This window comes from Vibrio sp. 14G-20 (assembly GCF_026241515.1).
Taxonomy (GTDB): Bacteria; Pseudomonadota; Gammaproteobacteria; order Enterobacterales; family Vibrionaceae; genus Vibrio.
Genome location: NZ_JAPHPW010000011.1, coordinates 74,440 through 94,151, shown reverse-complemented (window position 1 = coordinate 94,151; position 19,712 = coordinate 74,440). Strand labels below are relative to the sequence as shown.

Genomic DNA, 19,712 nt, shown 5'->3' with positions numbered 1-19,712 from the left:
TACGACTCAGTAAAACTTCAACTTTAGGTAGCCCTATGATTACTTTCACCACCAACTTTGGCGATATCGAGATTGAACTGAACCTTGAAAAAGCGCCAGTAACGTCGAAAAACTTCCTTAAATACTGCCAAGACGGTTTCTACGAAGGCACGACATTTCACCGTGTTATTGAAGGTTTCATGATTCAAGGTGGTGGTCACACTATCGACATGACAGAAAAACCAACTCGCGCTCCAATCGTCAACGAAGCAAACCGTGGCTTGAAGAATGTGATTGGTTCTGTGGCAATGGCTCGTACTGATGCACCACATTCTGCAACGGCGCAGTTCTTCATCAACCTTGATGACAACGATTTCCTAGATCACACCTCAACAACCAATGCTGGTTGGGGTTACGCGGTATTCGGTAAGGTTTCGGCGGGTATGGATGTCGTAAACAAAATTGCGGAAGCACCAACAACCATTCGCTGGGGACACGAAGATGTGCCTTGCGAAGATATTGTGATTACAAAAGTCACTATTCGCGACTAATTCATTCACGTCCTTTCCCGCCCCTAGTGCATTCGAATTGATAGCACAAAGAAAAGAAGGCTGTGCGATAGGACTATGGTGGTAAGGGTTCGACTTTACCACCTGTATTCAAAGATCGTTGTTAGAATCGTTACCAACGAGAACGATAAGTACGGTGACACCCTTTGCAGGTCTTATTCGCAGAATTTAACCCTTGCTCTGCACTCGACAAGTCTTGTTCAACACTCGCCTGATACAGCTCTGCAAAGCCTTGGTTCATCTGTAACATCAGTTGGTTAAATTTCTCAGGCTTGCTCCAAATCTCCTTCTTGGCCTTACCTCCTGTGTCAGCTTCAGCAAAACTCGCGTTCAAGACATCACCATGTTCCACCAACATGTCACTTAACTCGCCCACCTTCAGCCAATCCACTTCACTGCTATTCAATTCTGAATCGACTTGTTTACTGACCTCTTCAATAGAGCTAAAAGCCTGTTGACGATTATTTACAACATCCGCTGCGGCTGCAGAGATCATAGGTAGAGCAATCGTTGGTAGTGCGATGATTAAAGCGATCGTGAATTTTTTCATAGTGTCATTCCTAATGGTTAAGTGATTCAGTGATTTCTTCGTTAATTACTGATTGGTTTCTTAGTGAATTACGGCTTGATAGTTCAACCGTAATCGAAGAGATGCATTTAATTTACACAACAATAGTTGCACATGCAACTATTGTTGTGTAAATTATTCTCATAAAGCAAATTTACGAACAGGAAAAGCATTATGAAAATCTGGGATCTACCAACTCGACTTTATCACTGGCTTCAAGCCGCACTCTTTATTGGTCTTGCAGCATCAGGATTTAACGGACAAGGCCCCCATGTTTACTTAGGCCTCGCACTGTTCAGTCTGATTTTATGGCGCTTGGTTTGGGGAATCGTCGGCAGTGATACCAGTCGTTTTTCTCAATTCATTAGCTCCCCGAAATCGGCTTGGAATTACTTACGTGGAAAGGCTCGCCCAAAACCGGGACATAATCCGTTGGGTGCATGGATGGTGATAGGAATGATCACGACTCTGTTTATCCAATGTATGACAGGGCTTATTATTGCTGGTTTCTTTGATGCGATTCCAGGCTCGGAACTCGTGATTACTGATGCCGTATTCGATGTGTTATGTGCGGTACATGCCATTGCCGCTCGCATGTTAGTGGTCTTTGTCGTACTGCACTTGGTGGCTATTATCATCTACAAACTGCGCTCAAAGCCTTTGGTTCGCGCTATGATCACAGGCAAACAAAATCAATCGTTATCCACAGCTCATTTCGGAAATGGCACTCAATTGGCTTTTTCATCAAATAGAAAAGCGTTGTTGGTGCTAATTGCGTCGGTATTAGTTACGATGGCAATAGTTGTTATGTCATAAGAATTAGGGACTAACGAATGCCAGAAGAGTTTGATAGACAGAATAGTTTTGGATGGATGATCAATGTGATCGCCAACAAAGCGACCAAAGATTTCGACCTTGAGCTAAAAAAGCACGGCTTAAGCATCGCATTGTGGCCAACCCTGATGTGTTTATGGGAAGAAGAAGGCGTTACCCAGCGTGATATTGCCGCTAAGTCGAAAGTAGAAAACTCAACGACAACACGAACATTAGATAAGTTGGAAAAGCTTGAACTGGTAGAACGCAGAGCTGACCCAAACAGTCGTCGCTCTTTTAGAATCTACCTAACCGAGAAAGGTAAAGCACTTGAAGAAGTGTTAATACCCATCCCAGTTAAGTTGAATGAAGAGCTAATGGCCGCGCTTGATGCAAAAGAGCAGCAACAGATGATCGGTTTACTGAAAAAAATGGTCGCCGCTATCTAGCTCAATAGCTCAATAGCTCAATAGCTCACGCTAAAGTAACCACTTAGAAACTGAATAAGACCCTCGCTCTAAACGAGGGTTTATTTTTTCCGCGACCATTTGATGTAGCAAAACAGCGAAGCAATGATCACCGCTCCACCGACCAGTTTTTGCATCTCGACCGTTTCACCGAGCATGCTCACACTGAGTAACAGTGTCCATACTGGTTCTAGAATCATAATAAGTGCCGCCACTTCCATGTTCACTGAATGCTGCCCTACCGTTTGCAATAAGTAACGAATAGACGTCGCAACGACCGCCGACACAATAAACCAGAACACTAACGTTTTGGTGATTTCAAATTCCGGCTGTGCCGTCATAGACGCAAACGCCAAACCACTGACTCCGACTACAAAAAGCTGAATACAAATCGAAGCAATTAGCTTGATGTTCGTGATCACACGCTTGTTCATCACAAAGTGAACAGACAACAACATCGATGCTAGCAAGAAGTAAATCTGACTCTGCTCGACATTCCAACCATTGCCCAAAGTCAGCAGTAGCATGCCGATAATCGCGATAGGGAAAGACATCCAAAACGCACGATTAGGCTTAACTCGAAACAAAATCCAAGAAACAAACGGTGCAATGATCATGGCTAAGCTCATGATGAATGCCCCTTCCGACAAGCTTTCCGTCACTGAAACCGCAAACACCCATACCTGCAATGAGGCAGACAACAACAGACCCACCCCGCAAAGAGACAGAATCTGCTTAAGCGAAAGCTTACGAATGTGATGAATACAAAATGGCAGAAGAATAAGACTCGCGACGAGGAATCGCACACCAATGAACACCGGTCCAGGCATTTCTAATACCACCAGCTTAGATGCAATCCATCCCACTCCAGCTAGCAGGGTGGCAAATAGAAGGTAAAGCTCTCCGCGCATCGCTTTCACGTTCATCATTTTACTTGGTCCAATAACAAAAAAAGCAACCCGACTCTGCAAGGTTGCTTTTTATAAACATTCAACAGGATCGAGATACTATCTCAATACTCTGCTTCAGGCAGCTGTTTTTAGCCTGCGTATTCTGGGTAATCTGTTAAACCTTTTTCAGCACCACCGAACAATGTGTTTGGATCGTGCGCTGCAAGTGGGTAACCATTTTGAATACGAGCAGGTAAATCTGGGTTAGCAACAAATGGACGACCAAAACCAACCATGTCAGTTACACCTTCAGCAACGGCCTTTTCACCACGCTCGCTATCGTATTTACCCGCATAAATAAGGACACCATCGTAAGCTTCACGAACTGCCGCTTTAAATGCTTTTGGCGTTTCAGGTGCATCGTCCCAATCAACCTCTGCAATGTGCAGGTAAACAATTTTGTAAAGGTTAAGTAGTGCTGCCGCAGCTGTGTAAGTCTCTACTGGCGTAGCGTCAACCGTACCATTCAACGATGTGAACGGAGCAAGGCGTACACCAACACGGTCAGCACCGATCGCTTCAACCATAGCTTCAACCACTTCGCCTAGGAAGCGTAAACGGTTTTCAATTGAACCACCGTATTCGTCAGTGCGGTTGTTTGCTTCAGAATCGATGAATTGGTTGATTAAGTAACCATTCGCGGCATGAAGTTCGATACCATCAAAGCCCGCTTCAATCGCGTTCAAAGCCGCTTGGCGATACTGTTCAACCACTTCTTTGATGTCTTCTTTCGTCATCTCACGAGGTTCAACCACATCTACAAAGCCCGGTTCATCAGTGCCGTTATCGATGAATACTTTTACGTTTTCTGCTTTAAGTGCAGAAGACGAAATTGGTTGTTCACCACCAATGTTGTCTGGGTGTGTTACACGGCCTACATGCCAAAGTTGAGCGAAGATAACGCCCTCTTTTTCATGTACGGCATCAGTCACTTTTTTCCAACCAGCAATCTGCTCGTCAGAATAGATACCTGGAGTCCAAGCATAGCCTTGGCCCATAGGTGAGATTTGTGTGCCTTCCGCAATAATCAAACCTGCAGAAGCGCGTTGAGCGTAGTAAGCCGCCATCATGTCGTTTGCTGAATTACCAGGTTGCGTTGCACGAGAGCGAGTCATCGGAGGCATAACAATACGGTTTTTTAGTTCGATATTACCAAGTTGAATTGGTTGAAATAGTGCGTTTGTCATTGTCATTTCCTCGATTAACCTAGTTGAATCAGTTCGATTTGGTAGCCGTCTGGGTCAGTGATAAAAGCGATGTGTGTTGAACCACCTTTTACAGGGCCCGCTTCACGAGTCACATTGCCACCCAGCGATTTAATCTTGTCACATGCCGCGTAAATATCTTCCACACCCAATGCCAAATGACCAAATGCATTGCCCATTTCGTACTCGTTGGTGTCCCAGTTGTAAGTCAGTTCGATGGTTGTACCGCCTTGCTCATAACCAACAAAAACCAATGTGTAGCGGTAATCGTTATTGTCATGACGCTCAAGTTCTTTCATACCCAATACCTTGGTGTAGAACTCAATAGACTTATCTAGATCAGCAACTCGAATCATTGTGTGTAGGAATTTCATATTTCGCCCTTGATACTTTAATCTCAGCCTCGTCGCATAAAGCTAACTCGTCGTATGAAGCTAAGTAGTGTTCGTTGAGGTTAACCTTGAGGCCACCTATTTCTCTATTGCTAGGTATATTACTGAACACACACAAATCAGTGAAATTATTAAATGTTCTCATTTTAATAATTTTTTGTTATTAACATATTGACTAGTACAAACTAAAAGACACAAAAAAGGGAAGCCAATGCTCCCCTTAGATTTAGACTCTCAATTAAAACCGCAAACGCCTATCTTTAAGCGCCTTCGACATTGAGTCTGATGTACTGATGACTTGTTCTCTGAACCATTTATGAGCAGGGTCGCTGTTCTGCTTCTTCAACCAAATCAGGTAATGAGACATCGGCTGATATTCAAAGGGTGGCTTGAACAGCTGCAAACTTAACTTTTCTTGGAACTGCACGGCCATAGATAAAGGCACCACAGTGATGTAATCGGATTGGCTACACAGCAAGATATTACTGAACAGTGAACGCCCATGAAATACGATTTTACGTTGGGACAGATCCAAAGAAGTGTAGTGATTTAAACTGCGAACTTTGCGTCGTGTTCTGTCTAATACAGCATGCTTTTCACTCAGGAACTGAGCTTCGCTGATTTCACCTTGGATTCGTGGGTGATCAGATCGACACACGATCACAAACTCGCCTTCATAAAGTGTTTCACTGACGATACTTGGGTGTTCAGGCACCACAATATCGATCATCGCATCGAACTCTTGCGTCAAAAGATCTTCGTAAATGCGCTCATCACTGTCTGGTTGATCAAACACTTCTAACGACAAATTTTGGTTGGGAAGCGCCGCGAAACTATTGAGTAATACCCACTGTAAGTGCTCAGGCGCAGAGATCACAAACTTACGCTCAGAGGATTGCTCATCAAAATTCGCCATCGACTGAAAGACGCCATTGAGTTCATTGATCGGCGCTTTAATTTGTTCATACAAGCTTTGCGCATAAGACGTAGGCGCAACACCTCTGCCTTTACGAACAAAAAGCTCTTGGCCAATCTCTTTCTTTAGGCGAGCTAACGCGGTACTGATGGTCGATTGATTAGTACTGAGTTGATCCGCAGCTTTACTTAAACTGCCCTGCTCCATCACCGCAGAAAACACGGCAAGTAGATTAAAGTTGGGGATGTCGTTGCTCATAGATCATGCCTTTATTCTGGATAGTACTTTTGTGTATCTACAAATCTTATCCTATCGTAAATACGATACTATGAAATGTTAATTCGCTATTTTTCGACCCAATTTGTGAGACTACTATCAGCGCCCTAAAAACTGCTCCCAAAATAGGTTCTATTCCATGAAAAAACACGCACTTGCCATTGTAGTGTCAACGCTTTCAACTCATGCAATGGCGGCTGGCCCATTGCTTCCTGAATTAGGTTCATTGAACGCAAGTACTGCAGGAGCTGGTACCGCAGCTCTAGCAGAGAGTGCGTTAACAGCTTGGACTAATCCGGCCGGCATGTCTCAACTAAAAGAAACCAACGTTACAGTAAATGCTTCTATTTTAGACACGACATTTGATTACGCTGATCAAGGTTCAACAGGCCCCGCATTTTCAAATGGGGAGAACGCAGATGGCGGGACAACAACCCCAGCAGGCAGTTTCTACTTTGTCACACCAATCAACGATAAATTCCACGCAGGCCTTTCAGTTGCATCACAGGGTGGTTCCGGCGTTGATTATGGTGACAATTTCCACGGTGGTAATCTATTAGAAAACGTGGAGTTTATTACCGTACAAATTGCACCAGCTATATCGTACAAAGTAACTGACAAGTTTGCTGTTGGTGCTGCCATCAATCTGGAATACTTCTCAGCAAATGGTGAACTCGATGTCTTTCCGGGAGTTCTCCCAACGATTGGAGAGGGCAAGCTTGAGGCCAATGCCGACGATTTTAACGTAGGTTATACACTCAGTGCCTTTTACAAATTCAACGAAGCACATCGTATCGGTTTGATTTATCGCTCTGAAATCGCTCACTACGGTGAAGGCGATGTAAAAACAACGCAGCCAGGATTCAGAGGCAATATCGTCAACATGGATGTTGGATTAGATTTCTTCATGCCACAACACGTTCAAGCAAGTGGTGTTCATGCCGTTAATCCGCAGTGGGACATGCTTTGGAGTGTGACTTGGTATGACTTATCAACTTGGACAGACCTAACGCTCGACCTGAACAATGCACCAATTGAAATCGTTCAACGTGATTTTGATGATGTATGGAATTTCGCGATCGGTACACACTACCAACTTAATGAACAATGGCGATTAGAAACCGGAGTGAGTTACGAAACCTCACCGCAAGATGATCCGACAAAGGTATACATGGACCTCCCGGTAAGCGACATTTGGCGCTATGGAGTCGGTGCGACCTATCAAGTAAACGACAGCTGGCAAGTACGTGGTTACTACGACTACATCGACTTAGGTACACCAAACATTGATTACACTCTCGACCTTGCACCTTCGCTAGGTAACCTTAACGGTCAATACAAGAGTTATGCACACTACTTTGGCTTACAAGTGAACTATCGCTTCAAGTAACATTCAGCCCTGAACAACACTAACTCAAATAAGAATTAAATTTAGTCATCTGGCTAAATCTATATTACTTACCTGAAATTTTTAACTAAATATTAAGCTTAGTGCCCTACGCACTAAGCTTTTTTATTTGGGCTAAGCATTTCAATTAATTTTCTTTCTGCTCTCAATCGACAAGTCATTTATCGCCGTTTTGATTTACATTGATTATCAACCTAATAAACCCAACAAACAAGGGGTTATTGTCTCATTTTTCGTGACACTGTTTCACAGCCGCTTTCAGCTACTTAGTAAAGCTCTTTGTCTTTTTCACAGCGCAGGCTGAAAATTGTGCATTTCACAAAACACTGTTCTTTCAACTAAACCTATTAATTTTCGAGCGTTTTAGGCTTCAGCCCTTATTCAGCCTAATGAAGAGGTTTGGAGGAACGCTTTCTCCGCTCGCTATTTTCCTAAAGAACGACAAGCACATTAGTTCAAAAAGCAGCCCTTTATTTTTATAAAACTCACTACTAATGAATAAAGATCATTAGCTATCGTATTTGCGATGATTACAAAACGAAATATTACGTAGATTCATATTATTCACATCTTCTATATTTCTCACCAACGAATAAGCACTTCATGACTGTGAAGATGAAGTGAATGCCAAACAAGTTATGACTAAGAGTATAGATATGCTTAAAATTAAAAAGAATTTCCTTTCTGTTGCCATTACTGCAGCAGCATTACTTTCAACAACAGCAAGTGCACAAGAAAAATTATCAGTACAAGAAGCGGCAAAAAAATCAGCAAACCCAGTATCAGATGTATGGATGCTAATTACTCAAAATGATTATACTTTCCTAGAAAAAGAAGATGGTCACCATGAGATGCAAAACCGCTTCAGCTTTCAACCAGTAATGCCTGTACCTATCATGGATGGTGAATGGAACTTGGTGAACCGTTTGGTTGCCAACCACTACAGTTCACCAGGCGATCGTGAAAACGGTGACTTCTTTGAAGGACGTACAAACGGTATGGGAGACACTGTCTTTCTATCAATGGCAGCCCCTAACCGTGATGATGGGTGGATTTGGGGTGTTGGTCCAACGATGATCATGCCAACAGGTACTGATGGTTTAACGCAAGACAAGTGGCAAGTCGGCCCTGCAGCAATGGTCGCTCGCCTTGGTAAAGAAACAGGTAACCCAACCAGTATTGAAAGCTGGAACGTTGGTTTCTTAGCTCAGCAATGGTGGGACGTGGGCGGCAGTGACAGCGTTACTGAGTCAACTAATCAAGCGGACATCCAGTATTTCTTAAACTATCGTGTCAGCAACACCGCGTTAATTGGTATGACACCTAATATTCAAATTGATTGGACAAAAGATGGTTCCGACCAATTTACTGTACCTGTCGGACTAGGCTATATCGATATGTTTAAGGTTGGGCCAATGCCAGTTCGTTGGGGTGTAGAACTTCAATATTACGTAATGAAACCAGACGCAAATGTTAATACAACCAATCCAGCTGAGTATGTGCCATATGCACCAGATTGGAACCTGAAATTCTTTATTGCTCCTGTTACATTAAACCCGTTCAAATAATCGATTAAAATCCCCCTACAGGCTGGTCTAATTTATTTAATATTTTAGGCCAGTCTTTTTAGCACTTTTCATCGACTTCTATGATCCAAACCAAGTTAATGAACAATGTTTTCTATCTGTATATGAGCCTTTTCAAATAAATCGACCTACCGATTTAGAGTTATAACTACTAATCGTAATTACGATATTATCAAATCGTAATTCTGGGTAGATACTGCTCAAAACTCTTCCTATTATCCTGCTAACAAATCAATTCTTAGCCCAAACAGAATGCTGACAAATGTTTTACAACACTATGTCAATTGCCATGGAAGATCCCCTCGACAGACGAGGTATTACACGTAAAGAAGACAATAGCTAAAAGAACGAGCCTAATATTTCGTTCGACAGTGCATCGTCATTCAACCTGCGTTTCAGGCTAACAATAAGAATTGGTTTGTAGGGAAGCATATTCGCTTCTTGATACCGAGAATCGGTTGTCTGGACTGAGTAGTATCACTTTAAATACCATCTATTACTTTTGTTTATTATGCGCACCAATCTATCTACATAATAGACATCTACTTTTTAAGATGTCATTAAAAGTTAAACTTCTAGGCTGCAAATTCTCTCTTCTTATTGATGTAGGTTGAGATATGAACTTTATTAAAATCGTTTTCCAGAAAATCTGGGCCGTCGTGATGGTCTTGATTAAATTCTGCCTGTTTATGGCAGTGATGTTTGCTGGTGCATGGGCTCTTGCACCATTAGGCACTATCCATTCTAAAGACATCGACATGTCTCAATTCAACAATCATCCCAATGAAATGATGATGAACTTCTTCCAGATGGAGTCCTTCTCTGGTTACTTGTTCTCAGTGACCATTGCTGTGGTATTAGCCGGTGTTTACGGCATGTGGCAGTTGCATGAACTGGGTGTGCATAAAGCAAAAGAGCACAAAAGCGCTCACGTTCAAATCGTGTTTGCACTGTCACTTTGCGGACTCTTCATCAGCAAAACATTCTGGGTTATCGCTTTGGTTATCGCATTGGCGAACTGGAAACATATTGGTCAATCACTGAGTGATGTAATTCGCCGTGGTGTACAGCCTAAACAAGACGCGACCAATACAGAGACTGCCGCAGCCCAAGTATCACCTAAACAATCAGTAACAGAGCCATCTTCAAAAGAAAAGGCTCCAACAAAACCATCCCCTACAGAAAAAGAGGTCGCATAATGAAAGAGATGATGATTCCATACATCCTAATTGTATGGTCACTGTTTGCGACAGGCGCACTTAAGAAGAACTTCAAAAACTATACCTGGGCTGCCATTGGCGGTGTAACGATTCTTGCGGTATTAGCGGTAATCTCTCGCTTGTGGGCACCCGTTGATTTAACCAACTCAACCACAGTGAAAGCACCACACGCGGTGATGTCACCAATCTTTGGCCAGCAGATCGACCAAGTACTTGTTGAGCACAACCAAATGGTTAAAGAAGGCGACATAATCTACACGCTCGTCGACATCGATTCTGCCGCAGACAAAGCAAAGATCGAATCTTCAATTGTTCAGAAAGAAGAAGAGATCAAGCAAATGAATCGCGACTTAGAGCGTGCTGAAACGTCACCTGAAATCTTCAATATGCGTGACGTAGAAAAGTACGACTCTGATCTTCGAGTGCTGCACGCTGAACTTGTGTCGTTAAAAGCCGATTTACAAAAAGTAAATTGGGCGCAAGAAAAGAAAACCATTAGAGCTGAATTTGACGGTCAGGTCTCGATAGTGAACATTGCTGAAGGCTCTGTCATGGGTAACATGCACCTCTACAACACCAGCAAAAAATTCCTTGAGATGCGCATTTCAGACCAAACTTATGGCTATGTTCAAGTAGGAGACTTCGCTGAGTTCTTCGTTGACGCATACCCAGGTCACGTGTTCCGAGCAAAAGTACACAGCTTTAATGCCGGTACTGGTGAGTCGAGCATTTCTCCACTTCAGGGGCCACAAAGTGTCGGTCAACACGTAGTAAGAAATGGCAATGGTTTAGGTCGTACTATCGTACTTGAGATCATCGAACCAGAAGGTTACAACATCCCTATTGGTTCAACTGGTGCGGCTTGGATCTCGGCTGAGAAGCCACATCCGTTCTGGGGCTTCATTGACGTGATTGGCGCAGCAACGGTTCGCCTACAATCTTACAAATCATACCTAGGTGCTTGGTAATACTAGCGGCTTATTAATACTTAAGTTCTTGGTAAGCGCTTAAGCATTCAATGATGTAACTGTTACTCACTCGTATAACAGCCGCTCATGAACCAGCGACTAATTTCAAAACAAATGCCCCCGAATTTCGGGGCATTTTTGTATCTGCTGCAAGCTCATTTACGAATTGATTTAGATCAAGATAAATCGCCAATACAATTATTAGTCAAGTAAATCATCGGAAAAACGATGAATTGAAATCTTATTAGCGCGTAGATAGCGAGCTCCCCCACCTCTATCATTTGGCTCAAGCAATCCAATTCCTGTATCCAAATATAAGGTCACGACCATGACTAATACATTCAAAAAAATGGCGCTTCCTGTTGCTATCGCGAGCGCTCTACTTGCTTCTGGTTTTGCATCTGCAACTCCAACTGTAGAAGCGACATCGAAAGTCGGCCAAGAACTTCAGACGGCAAATGCTGTGCAATACCAAAACATTGACCTTGATGCTCGCTACAAGAGCGAGGTTCTATTCGAACACAAATCAAACATGTTCTGGGGCAAAGGCGAACGTATTCAAGTTGTTTCTAAAACAGGCGATTCTCTAGCTTACACTGCTGAGTCTGACCATGTTCACCCAATCCTCACCAAGCATGGTCGTAAAATGGACCAAGCAATCATCAAAGTGGATGACAACGTTTATCTTGGTTACGGTTTCGGTCTAGATACACCCGTCATGATTGAAGGCACGGACGGCATCATCATTGTAGATCCAGGCGAGTCGGTAGAAATGGCTCAATCGGTTAAAGAGCAGTTCCGTCAAATCACCGACAAGCCGGTTAAAGCAATCATCTACTCTCACAACCACATCGACCACATCTCTGGTGTGCGTGCGTGGGTTACTGACGAAGAAGTGGCATCAGGTGAAGTAAAAATCATCGCTGAAGAAGGCCTAACCGCTGCTGTGGCTAACTGGTCTTCAAACCTAGGTACTCTATTTGGTCACCGTACTTCTTACACAGGTGCTAAGCACGTAGAAGAAGGTGAGCACGGCACAGTAAACGACGGCCTTGGCCCTCGCTTCATGCAAGGTGCTATCTCGTTCATTGAACCAAACCTGCTTGTACCAAGCCAAAGCCACATCGAAATCGAAATTGCTGGCGTGAAAATGCACATCGAGAACGTGCCATCTGAAACTAAAGATGAGTTAGTGGTTTACTTCCCAGATCAAAAAATCCTGCACGCGGCTGAAGTACTTCAAGGTGAGAACTTCCCTAACCTTCACACTATCCGTGGTACTAAATTCCGTGACCCATCAATGTGGTTCAAGGGCATCGACGTAATGCGTAAGTTCGACACAGAGATCATGATTAACTCTCACGGTCGTCCTGTTGAAGGTAAAGAAGCGGTAGCTGACGTACTAACGGCTTACCGTGATGCGATTCAATACACTCATGACCAAACTATCCGTTACATGAACAAAGGTATGACGCCAGACGAGCTAGTTGAAGTAGTTAAACTTCCTAAGCACCTTGCAGAACACCCTTGGTTAGGTGAGCACTACGGTACTGTTGCACACGCTGTGCGTCAGATTTACGTAGGTTACAACGGTTTCTTCGAAGCGGATCCATGGCAGCTAGAGCCAATGGCTTACGAGCAACGCGCTAAAGCATTCGTAGAGATCATGGGCGGTCGTGACAACATCCTTACTACTGCACAAGCAGCAATTAAGGCTGAGAACTACACATTTGCAGCAGAAATTCTTTCTTACCCAATCACGGTAAACAAGCAAGATATGGAAGCTCGCGAGATGAAAGCACAAGCTTACAAAGCATGGGCTGCAGACCAAGTGAACATCAACTGGCGTAACTGGGCGCTTAACGCGGCGGCTGAACTAGAGAACAAACGTGACTTCTCTAACATGATCAGCTTCGCTTCTGTTGACGTTCTTACCGCGCTACCAAGCAAGCAGATCTTCGACATGATGACTTCAACGCTTATCGCAGAAAACTCGTTAGACGTAAACATGATGCTAACGTACAACTTCTCTGATACGAACGAAGCATTCACTATCGAAATCCGTAACGGTATTGCTCAGTTACACGAAGAAATAGTGAAAGGCGCAGACGTTCAAATCGACACCACTCGTGCAGTACTGAACCAAATCTTGATTGCAGGTCCAAATGCTCAACAAGTGATTGGTACCAACCTACAGTCTGGTGCATTCAAGTTCTCGAACGGCGACATCAAAGGCTTCGGTCAATTCATGAGCTACTTCGATAAGCCAATGACTCCAGAAGAGATCATGCTCATCGTTCGCTAATAGCGAGCTCGAACGGTCGCTCTTTGGCGATAGCTACTTAGCAAACAATCTCGCTAAATAGCTATCAGTCCGATTCGCTGACCGCTTCACATGGACGACAAACAAATACAGGGACCCTTTGTGGTCCCTTTTTTTATCGTCAGGTTCGGCTTCTGCCGTCAGATTCTTAACCCTGTTATAGGTATAGATAACCATTATGTTAAAACGATTTGCTCTGATTCTTTCACTCACCTCTTCACTCACGTTTGCCTGTGGTCTTCACCAAGATACCGGGTTTAGTTTGGTGACAGAGCCCGGTTCGCTCGAGGTGTTTGGCAAAGTCATCGCCGCCAGACAAGACGATGAATTCAACAATCTCAATAAGCCGGATCACTTTCGACTCTTTGCGATCAAGGCCGCGCTTGCGAAACCCCACCCAAACAAAATTGAGTTCAACTTATTCGAAGCAATCAAAGGCCACTACAGCGAAGTCAGCTTTGCTAAAGGTGTCAAAGTTTCAGGAAGAGATACATTACCAACCGAGGAAGATTTACTTCTGATCACAGAGTTAGACGTATTCGATGCGCTAGCAACAGGAACCATCTCTTGGGATCAAGCAAGCTTGCAACGTTTAATCGTCATCAACGGCCCCCAAGATAAACGAGAGCAGCTTGAAGATTGGTTTAGTGATATTTTTGAAGGGTAATAGCTTAAAGCGGGACAGATAAAAAGTCGTCAAACCCTCGGACTTCAGAACATTGAGGGTTCAACGACAAACTTAAATCAAAAAAGCGTAGGCAGCGGAATCAGTTCGAGCCCTAGTACGCCACTGATGCTCATCACCACCAGCAGAGAGACCTTGAAAACGGTCTTTGACCACTGAATGTAGTTGAGGCAATCGACCTTGCGGAATGTCACTTTGGTCCACATAAAGCAAACTGCCGCCGACACCGCTAGGTATTCATAACCCGCTTCTCCAAGCAAAAATAGCCCCAGAGCAACCGCACCAAACGCCACCACATAAGCTTTCATGTGCTGATGTGCTTTATCAACGCCCTCTTTCACCGGTAAAACAGGAATGCCTGCATCGCGGTAATCTTGAATGCGGAACATCGCAATCGCATACGAGTGTGGCATTTGCCATAAGCAGAACATGATGAACAGCAAAACCGCTTCTAAGCTCAAGTAATTCGTCACACCAAGGTAACCAACTAATGGCGGAACTGCGCCAGAGATACTGCCAACTAAGGTGCCGTAAACCGAATTACGCTTGTACCACATGGTGTAGAAAAAGACGTAAAACACATAGCCAAGCAACACCACAACCGCAGACATCGGATTAACAAATTGAAACAGCAACGCTGTGCCTGCCAATAACATAACTAACGCATAGATAAATGCCACGTCTGTATTGATATTGCCCTGAACCAACTCTCGGTTTTGGGTGCGTTTCATTTTTTGATCGATATCTCGGTCAAAGATGTTGTTCACCACGCAACCTGATGCAATCACCAGCCCCACACCTGCTAATGTTGTCAGTAACAACATCGCACTGGCTGGTTCTGTTTTCGCGGCGAGGAAGAACCCCGCCGCAACAGAAATCAGGTTGCCGAAAATGATGCCCGGTTTGGTAATAGACAAATATTTTTTCAGCATACCTTGACCTACAACTTCATGTTGACGTTCATGTTGTAGATGATCCATACCGAGCCAGCGATAAGAATCAATACAACAATGGCGGTAAACATCAGTGACACCAAGTTCCAACGCCCATCGGAAGATTTCGCTTCCATGTGCAAGAAGTACTTAAAGTGCACAAAGATTTGCACCAGCGCACAACCGAACAAGATCACGTACGTTTCTGTACTTGGTAACGCATGCGCCCACACGATGTAGAACGGAATAACGGTTAAAATCAGTGACGCAACAAAGCCTTTCACGTAATCCGTTGCACCGCTGTCTAGATGCTGTTCCATTACATCACCCCCATTAAGTACACGATGGTAAATACACAAATCCAAACGATATCAAGGAAATGCCAGAACAGGCTTAAGCACTGGAAACGCATCGACATGTTGTCATTCAAGCCTTTGGTTGAAAGTTGGTGATACGCCACCGCCATCCAGATCAGACCGAACGTTACGTGCAAGCCGTGTGTACCAACCAAGGTAAAGAACGCAGAAAGGAACGCACTCTCTTGAGGACCATAGCCTTCTGCAATCAAGTGATGGAATTCATACACTTCCATACAGATAAAGGCTAAGCCCAATACGAAAGTGACTTTTATCCATCGCTTCAGTCCGGTAACGTCTTTGCGCTTCATTGCAATCATGCCAAAGCCAAAGGTGATACTACTGAACAACAGCATCATGGTTTCGACAAACACGAACGGCAGTTCAAAGATGTCTTTGCCTGTAGGCCCTGCGATTGATCCACTCTCAAGCACGGCATAAGTCGCGAAAAGCGTGGCAAACAGGACACAGTCACTCATCAGGTAAACCCAGAAGCCAAACAACTTATTGCCCGCAGCTTCGTGGTGATGATCATGCGAGTGTGCAAGATCATAAGTGTGTGACGGAGTATTAGCTTGCATACGTCGTCTCCAAATCATCTTTATTTTCGTTGTTATCACTGTCACCGTCAGCGCTGTTACCACGACCAGAATGGTCGCCTTTCACTGACTGTTTCTTTGCTTCTTCAAGCTGCGCACGTCGAGCCGCTTCAATCGCTTTGATCTCTTCAACTTCCACGTAGTAATCCACATCGTCGTTATAGCTGTGTTGAATACACGTCACCACGATGCCCACTAGGCTTGCTGCTGCTAACCACCAGATGTACCAGATCATTGCGAAGCCAAATGCCAACGCCCATGCAGAAACATAGATACCTGTCGGTGTGTTCTTCGGCATGTGAATACGTTCGTATTCTTCTTCCTGAGTTGGGTCAAACTCACCACTTTGCTTTTGATACCAGAACGAATCGATCTCATCGCCCTTAGGCAATTTTGCAAAGTTGTAGAACGGCGGTGGTGAAGACGTTGCCCATTCGAATGTACGTCCACCCCATGGGTCACCGGTTAGATCTCGGTTTTGGTCGCGGTCACGAACACTCACGTAAATCTGAACGAACTGACACACCACACCCATCGCAATTACGCCCGTACCTGCAGCCGCAACCGCCAGTAGAGGGAAGAATTCAGGGTTGATGTCTTGGCTCAAACGACGCGTCATGCCCATAAAGCCCAGAGCGTAAAGCGGCAAGAACGCCATCAAGAAACCAATGATCCAGCAGTAAAATGCGCGTTTACCCCAAAGCTCGTTCAGAGTGAAACCAGTCGCTTTCGGGAACCAGTAACCAATCGCTGCAAAACAACCGAAGACAACGCCACCGATGATTACGTTGTGGAAGTGCGCAATCAGGAATACCGAGTTATGCAAAATGAAATCTGCGCCCGGTACTGCCATCAATACGCCCGTCATACCACCTACAGTAAAGGTGATTAGGAAACCGACCGTCCACATCATTGGTGTGGTAAAGCGGATACGACCTTTGTACATGGTGAATAGCCAGTTGAAGATCTTAACCCCAGTTGGGATAGAGATAATCATGGTCGCGATGCCGAAGAAGGCATTCACATTGGCGCCAGAACCCATGGTGAAGAAGTGATGTAGCCAAACCACAAACGCTAAAATAGTGATAGCCACTGTCGCCCATACCAACGAGGTATAACCAAACAGTTTTTTGCGTGAGAAGGTTGCCGTCACTTCGGAAAACACACCGAAGATAGGCAAAATTAGGATGTACACCTCAGGGTGTCCCCATGCCCAAATCAAGTTCACATACATCATCACGTTGCCACCAAGGTCGTTGGTGAAGAAGTGCGTGCCGATGTATCTATCCAAAGTCAGTAACGCGATGGTTACCGTTAGGATTGGGAAAGAGATGATGATCAGGATGTTGGCACACAGAGATGCCCACGTGAATACTGGCATCTTCATCATTGGCATAGACGGAGTACGCATGCGCAAAATAGTCGCGAAGAAGTTCACACCCGTTAACGTGGTACCCACACCGGATATTTGCAACGCCCATATCCAATAATCGACCCCGACTCCCGGACTTGCCTCAATGCCAGACAACGGCGGATACGCCAACCAACCCGTACGGCCAAATTCACCTAAGCCCAGTGACATGTTGGTTAGGATGATACCCACTACAAACAGCCAGAAGCTCAGGTTATTGAGGTAAGGGAACGCAACATCACGAGCACCAATTTGCAGTGGCACAATGATGTTCATCAAACCGATAACCAAAGGCATCGCGACGAAGAAAATCATGATCACGCCGTGAGCCGTGAAGATCTGGTCATAGTGATGTGGCGGTAAATAGCCTGTCTCACCCGCAGCAGAAAGCAATTGCTGACTGCGCATCATGACCGCATCGGCAAAGCCACGAACTAACATCACCATTGCCACAGCAATGTACATGAAGCCCAATTTTTTGTGGTCTACAGACGTAAACCATTCATTCCAAAGGTATTGCCACTTACCGGCTTTTGTTACCGCATACACCACTAAACCGCCCACTAAAGCGATCATGGTTAACGTGAACAAAATAATGGGTTCGTGGTAGGGAATTGAGTCTAGAGTTAATCTTCCAAACATGACGATTATCCTTGGGTTTCCGGCAAACAGTTCATTGAACCAGGGTGCTGGGTCACGACATCAGTGAATAAAAATGGTGGGATACTGGAGAAAAAAGTCACAGGTTCAGCCACACTTGGCGCAGCCAATGAACGGAACTGCTCCCAATCTTCAATACGGTCTGGGCTAGCTTTCACTTTTTCCACCCAGTTTAGAAACGCCACTTGATCAGGCATTGCTGATGCGGTGAATTTCATTTGTGAGAACCCTTTACCGCTGTAGTTCGATGCAAAACCTTTGAAGTCACCTTCATGGTTAGCAATCAAGTTCAGCTTGGTCACCATTCCCGGCATCGCGTAGATCTGCGAACCAAGACGCGGGATAAAGAACGCGTTCATGATGTTGTCTGAAGTTAGCTTAAACGTCACCGGTACATCTTTCGGGAACGCCACATAGTTAACCGTCGCAATGTTTTGCTCCGGATAGATGAACAGCCATTTCCAGTCCAGAGAGACCACTTCGATCACCATAGGTTGCACATCACTTTCCAGAGGCTTGGAGGGCTCCAGTTCGAGTGTTGAACGCCAAGTGATGGTGGCAAGGATCGCGATGATGATGATTGGAATCGTCCATACCACTATTTCAATCTTGGTTGAGTGCGCCCAGTCAGGTGCATACTCTTCTGTGGTGTTGCTTTCACGGTATCTATAAGCAAAGTAGATGGTCATCAGGATCACGGGGATGACGACAATCAGCATCAGCAACAGAGCAGTAATAATCAGCTCCTTTTCCTGAACGCCAACGCTACCTTTTGGGTCGAGCAATGCGGAGTTACATCCTTCGAGCATCAGGACGGTTCCCACCAAACCAATCCTCGACAGATTTGCTCTCGATAAAATGCGTTTATATCTTGAAGCTTCCATTAACTTTCTCGATGGTTATCCAGCCTCAGAACGAACGCCCGAGTACTGGTTGTCATGGTCATTAGAATATTTATGTGTTGAGCATGTGAAACGCCGCATCTCAAAAAGCAATGCAATAAGGCTCGTTACTGCTGAGTTAAAACCACACAGAAAACATGACTTAATTGTTACACTTTGAAATACATTGTTACATTTGGCGCATTATGAAGAGTTGAAATTGAAAGCTCACCAAACAAACTTGGAAACTAACCTTTCATTTATGAAGGCGAAAGATCAGAAATAGAATGCAATTCAGACGCACGACATTGGCGTGCCACACGAATGAAACCAGTGCTGGTAAGGGATTTACAAGAGGTCGATAAACGCTAATCCAAGAACAGGATAGACGGAAAATCCGGGGTACATTAGAAAGAGCGAATAAAGAGAAGTGTGATTGGAATCTAAATTATGAATTCACATACCATTTACATGGTATTCACCCGTAAGATTATTTAACATCACCAATCATTCATCAGTGAGATATCAGAGTGTTAGCCGATGCAATA

At 44.4% G+C, this 19,712-nt stretch carries 19 protein-coding genes; 9 read left to right on the top strand and 10 right to left on the bottom strand.

Annotated features, from left to right (window positions below):
* Positions 1 to 35 precede the first annotated feature (35 nt).
* The gene (locus OQJ75_RS12235; RefSeq protein ID WP_193840686.1) at positions 36 to 530 is read left to right on the top strand and encodes a peptidylprolyl isomerase; all 495 of its coding nucleotides are present in this window, start codon (positions 36 to 38) and stop codon (positions 528 to 530) included.
* A 130-nt stretch (positions 531 to 660) separates the two neighbouring features.
* Here the strand turns inward: OQJ75_RS12235 and OQJ75_RS12230 are convergent, their stop codons facing one another.
* A complete protein-coding gene (locus tag OQJ75_RS12230) occupies positions 661 to 1,098 on the bottom strand; it encodes a c-type cytochrome (protein WP_265973660.1) in 438 nt (145 codons plus the stop codon).
* Between the two features lie 192 nt (positions 1,099 to 1,290).
* Here OQJ75_RS12230 and OQJ75_RS12225 point away from each other — a divergent pair, with 192 nt between their 5' ends.
* Positions 1,291 to 1,932, top strand: a complete 642-nt coding sequence (locus tag OQJ75_RS12225) for a cytochrome b/b6 domain-containing protein (protein ID WP_265973661.1) — start codon at positions 1,291 to 1,293, stop codon at positions 1,930 to 1,932.
* Positions 1,933 to 1,949: 17 nt separating this feature from the next.
* Positions 1,950 to 2,378 carry a MarR family winged helix-turn-helix transcriptional regulator gene (locus tag OQJ75_RS12220; protein WP_265973662.1) on the top strand — a complete coding sequence of 143 codons (429 nt, stop codon included), beginning with the start codon at positions 1,950 to 1,952 and terminating at the stop codon, positions 2,376 to 2,378.
* Positions 2,379 to 2,458: 80 nt separating this feature from the next.
* Here OQJ75_RS12220 and OQJ75_RS12215 read toward each other — a convergent pair whose 3' ends face one another.
* The 4 genes from OQJ75_RS12215 to OQJ75_RS12200 form a co-directional block, all read right to left on the bottom strand.
* Positions 2,459 to 3,325, bottom strand: a complete 867-nt coding sequence (locus OQJ75_RS12215) for a DMT family transporter (RefSeq protein WP_265973663.1) — start codon at positions 3,323 to 3,325, stop codon at positions 2,459 to 2,461.
* 110 nt (positions 3,326 to 3,435) lie between these two features.
* Positions 3,436 to 4,533: an alkene reductase gene (locus tag OQJ75_RS12210; protein WP_265973664.1), complete on the bottom strand. Its 1,098-nt coding sequence runs from the start codon at positions 4,531 to 4,533 to the stop codon at positions 3,436 to 3,438.
* Positions 4,534 to 4,547: 14 nt separating this feature from the next.
* Positions 4,548 to 4,925: a lactoylglutathione lyase gene (gloA, locus tag OQJ75_RS12205; RefSeq protein WP_008221701.1), complete on the bottom strand. Its 378-nt coding sequence runs from the start codon at positions 4,923 to 4,925 to the stop codon at positions 4,548 to 4,550.
* A gap of 256 nt (positions 4,926 to 5,181) precedes the next feature.
* On the bottom strand, positions 5,182 to 6,117 hold the full coding sequence (locus tag OQJ75_RS12200) for a LysR family transcriptional regulator (RefSeq protein WP_172380143.1): 936 nt from the start codon (positions 6,115 to 6,117) through the stop codon (positions 5,182 to 5,184).
* Positions 6,118 to 6,274: 157 nt separating this feature from the next.
* On the opposite strand from OQJ75_RS12200, the gene OQJ75_RS12195 reads away from it, so the two are divergent.
* The 6 genes from OQJ75_RS12195 to OQJ75_RS12170 all read left to right on the top strand — a co-directional run bounded on the left by OQJ75_RS12195 (position 6,275) and on the right by OQJ75_RS12170 (position 14,307).
* Positions 6,275 to 7,525, top strand: coding sequence for an OmpP1/FadL family transporter (locus OQJ75_RS12195; protein WP_265973665.1), 1,251 nt, complete (start codon positions 6,275 to 6,277; stop codon positions 7,523 to 7,525).
* Between the two features lie 674 nt (positions 7,526 to 8,199).
* Positions 8,200 to 9,111: a hypothetical protein gene (locus OQJ75_RS12190; protein WP_265973666.1), complete on the top strand. Its 912-nt coding sequence runs from the start codon at positions 8,200 to 8,202 to the stop codon at positions 9,109 to 9,111.
* A 635-nt stretch (positions 9,112 to 9,746) separates the two neighbouring features.
* Complete coding sequence (locus OQJ75_RS12185) at positions 9,747 to 10,328, top strand: magnesium transporter (RefSeq protein WP_265973667.1); 582 nt, start codon at positions 9,747 to 9,749, stop codon at positions 10,326 to 10,328.
* The gene (locus tag OQJ75_RS12180; RefSeq protein ID WP_050646894.1) at positions 10,328 to 11,317 is read left to right on the top strand and encodes an efflux RND transporter periplasmic adaptor subunit; all 990 of its coding nucleotides are present in this window, start codon (positions 10,328 to 10,330) and stop codon (positions 11,315 to 11,317) included. Before OQJ75_RS12185 ends, OQJ75_RS12180 begins: the two co-directional genes overlap by 1 nt.
* Positions 11,318 to 11,645: 328 nt before the next feature.
* The gene (locus OQJ75_RS12175) at positions 11,646 to 13,622 is read left to right on the top strand and encodes an alkyl sulfatase dimerization domain-containing protein (RefSeq protein ID WP_265973668.1); all 1,977 of its coding nucleotides are present in this window, start codon (positions 11,646 to 11,648) and stop codon (positions 13,620 to 13,622) included.
* Positions 13,623 to 13,818: 196 nt separating this feature from the next.
* Entirely contained in the window at positions 13,819 to 14,307 is a 489-nt protein-coding gene (locus OQJ75_RS12170; RefSeq protein ID WP_265973669.1) for a hypothetical protein, read from the top strand.
* Positions 14,308 to 14,384: 77 nt separating this feature from the next.
* Here the strand turns inward: OQJ75_RS12170 and cyoE are convergent, their stop codons facing one another.
* From cyoE to cyoA, 5 genes are read right to left on the bottom strand one after another with little or no spacing between them, the layout of a single operon-like run.
* The gene (gene cyoE / locus OQJ75_RS12165; RefSeq protein WP_102384196.1) at positions 14,385 to 15,257 is read right to left on the bottom strand and encodes a heme o synthase; all 873 of its coding nucleotides are present in this window, start codon (positions 15,255 to 15,257) and stop codon (positions 14,385 to 14,387) included.
* A gap of 8 nt (positions 15,258 to 15,265) precedes the next feature.
* A complete protein-coding gene (gene cyoD, locus OQJ75_RS12160) occupies positions 15,266 to 15,577 on the bottom strand; it encodes a cytochrome o ubiquinol oxidase subunit IV (RefSeq protein ID WP_016792487.1) in 312 nt (103 codons plus the stop codon).
* Positions 15,577 to 16,194 carry a cytochrome o ubiquinol oxidase subunit III gene (gene cyoC / locus OQJ75_RS12155; protein WP_010439790.1) on the bottom strand — a complete coding sequence of 206 codons (618 nt, stop codon included), beginning with the start codon at positions 16,192 to 16,194 and terminating at the stop codon, positions 15,577 to 15,579. Before cyoC ends, cyoD begins: the two co-directional genes overlap by 1 nt.
* Positions 16,184 to 18,265: a cytochrome o ubiquinol oxidase subunit I gene (gene cyoB, locus OQJ75_RS12150; protein WP_016791086.1), complete on the bottom strand. Its 2,082-nt coding sequence runs from the start codon at positions 18,263 to 18,265 to the stop codon at positions 16,184 to 16,186. Before cyoB ends, cyoC begins: the two co-directional genes overlap by 11 nt.
* A gap of 5 nt (positions 18,266 to 18,270) precedes the next feature.
* Entirely contained in the window at positions 18,271 to 19,167 is an 897-nt protein-coding gene (gene cyoA / locus OQJ75_RS12145; RefSeq protein ID WP_265973670.1) for a ubiquinol oxidase subunit II, read from the bottom strand.
* Positions 19,168 to 19,712 lie beyond the last annotated feature (545 nt).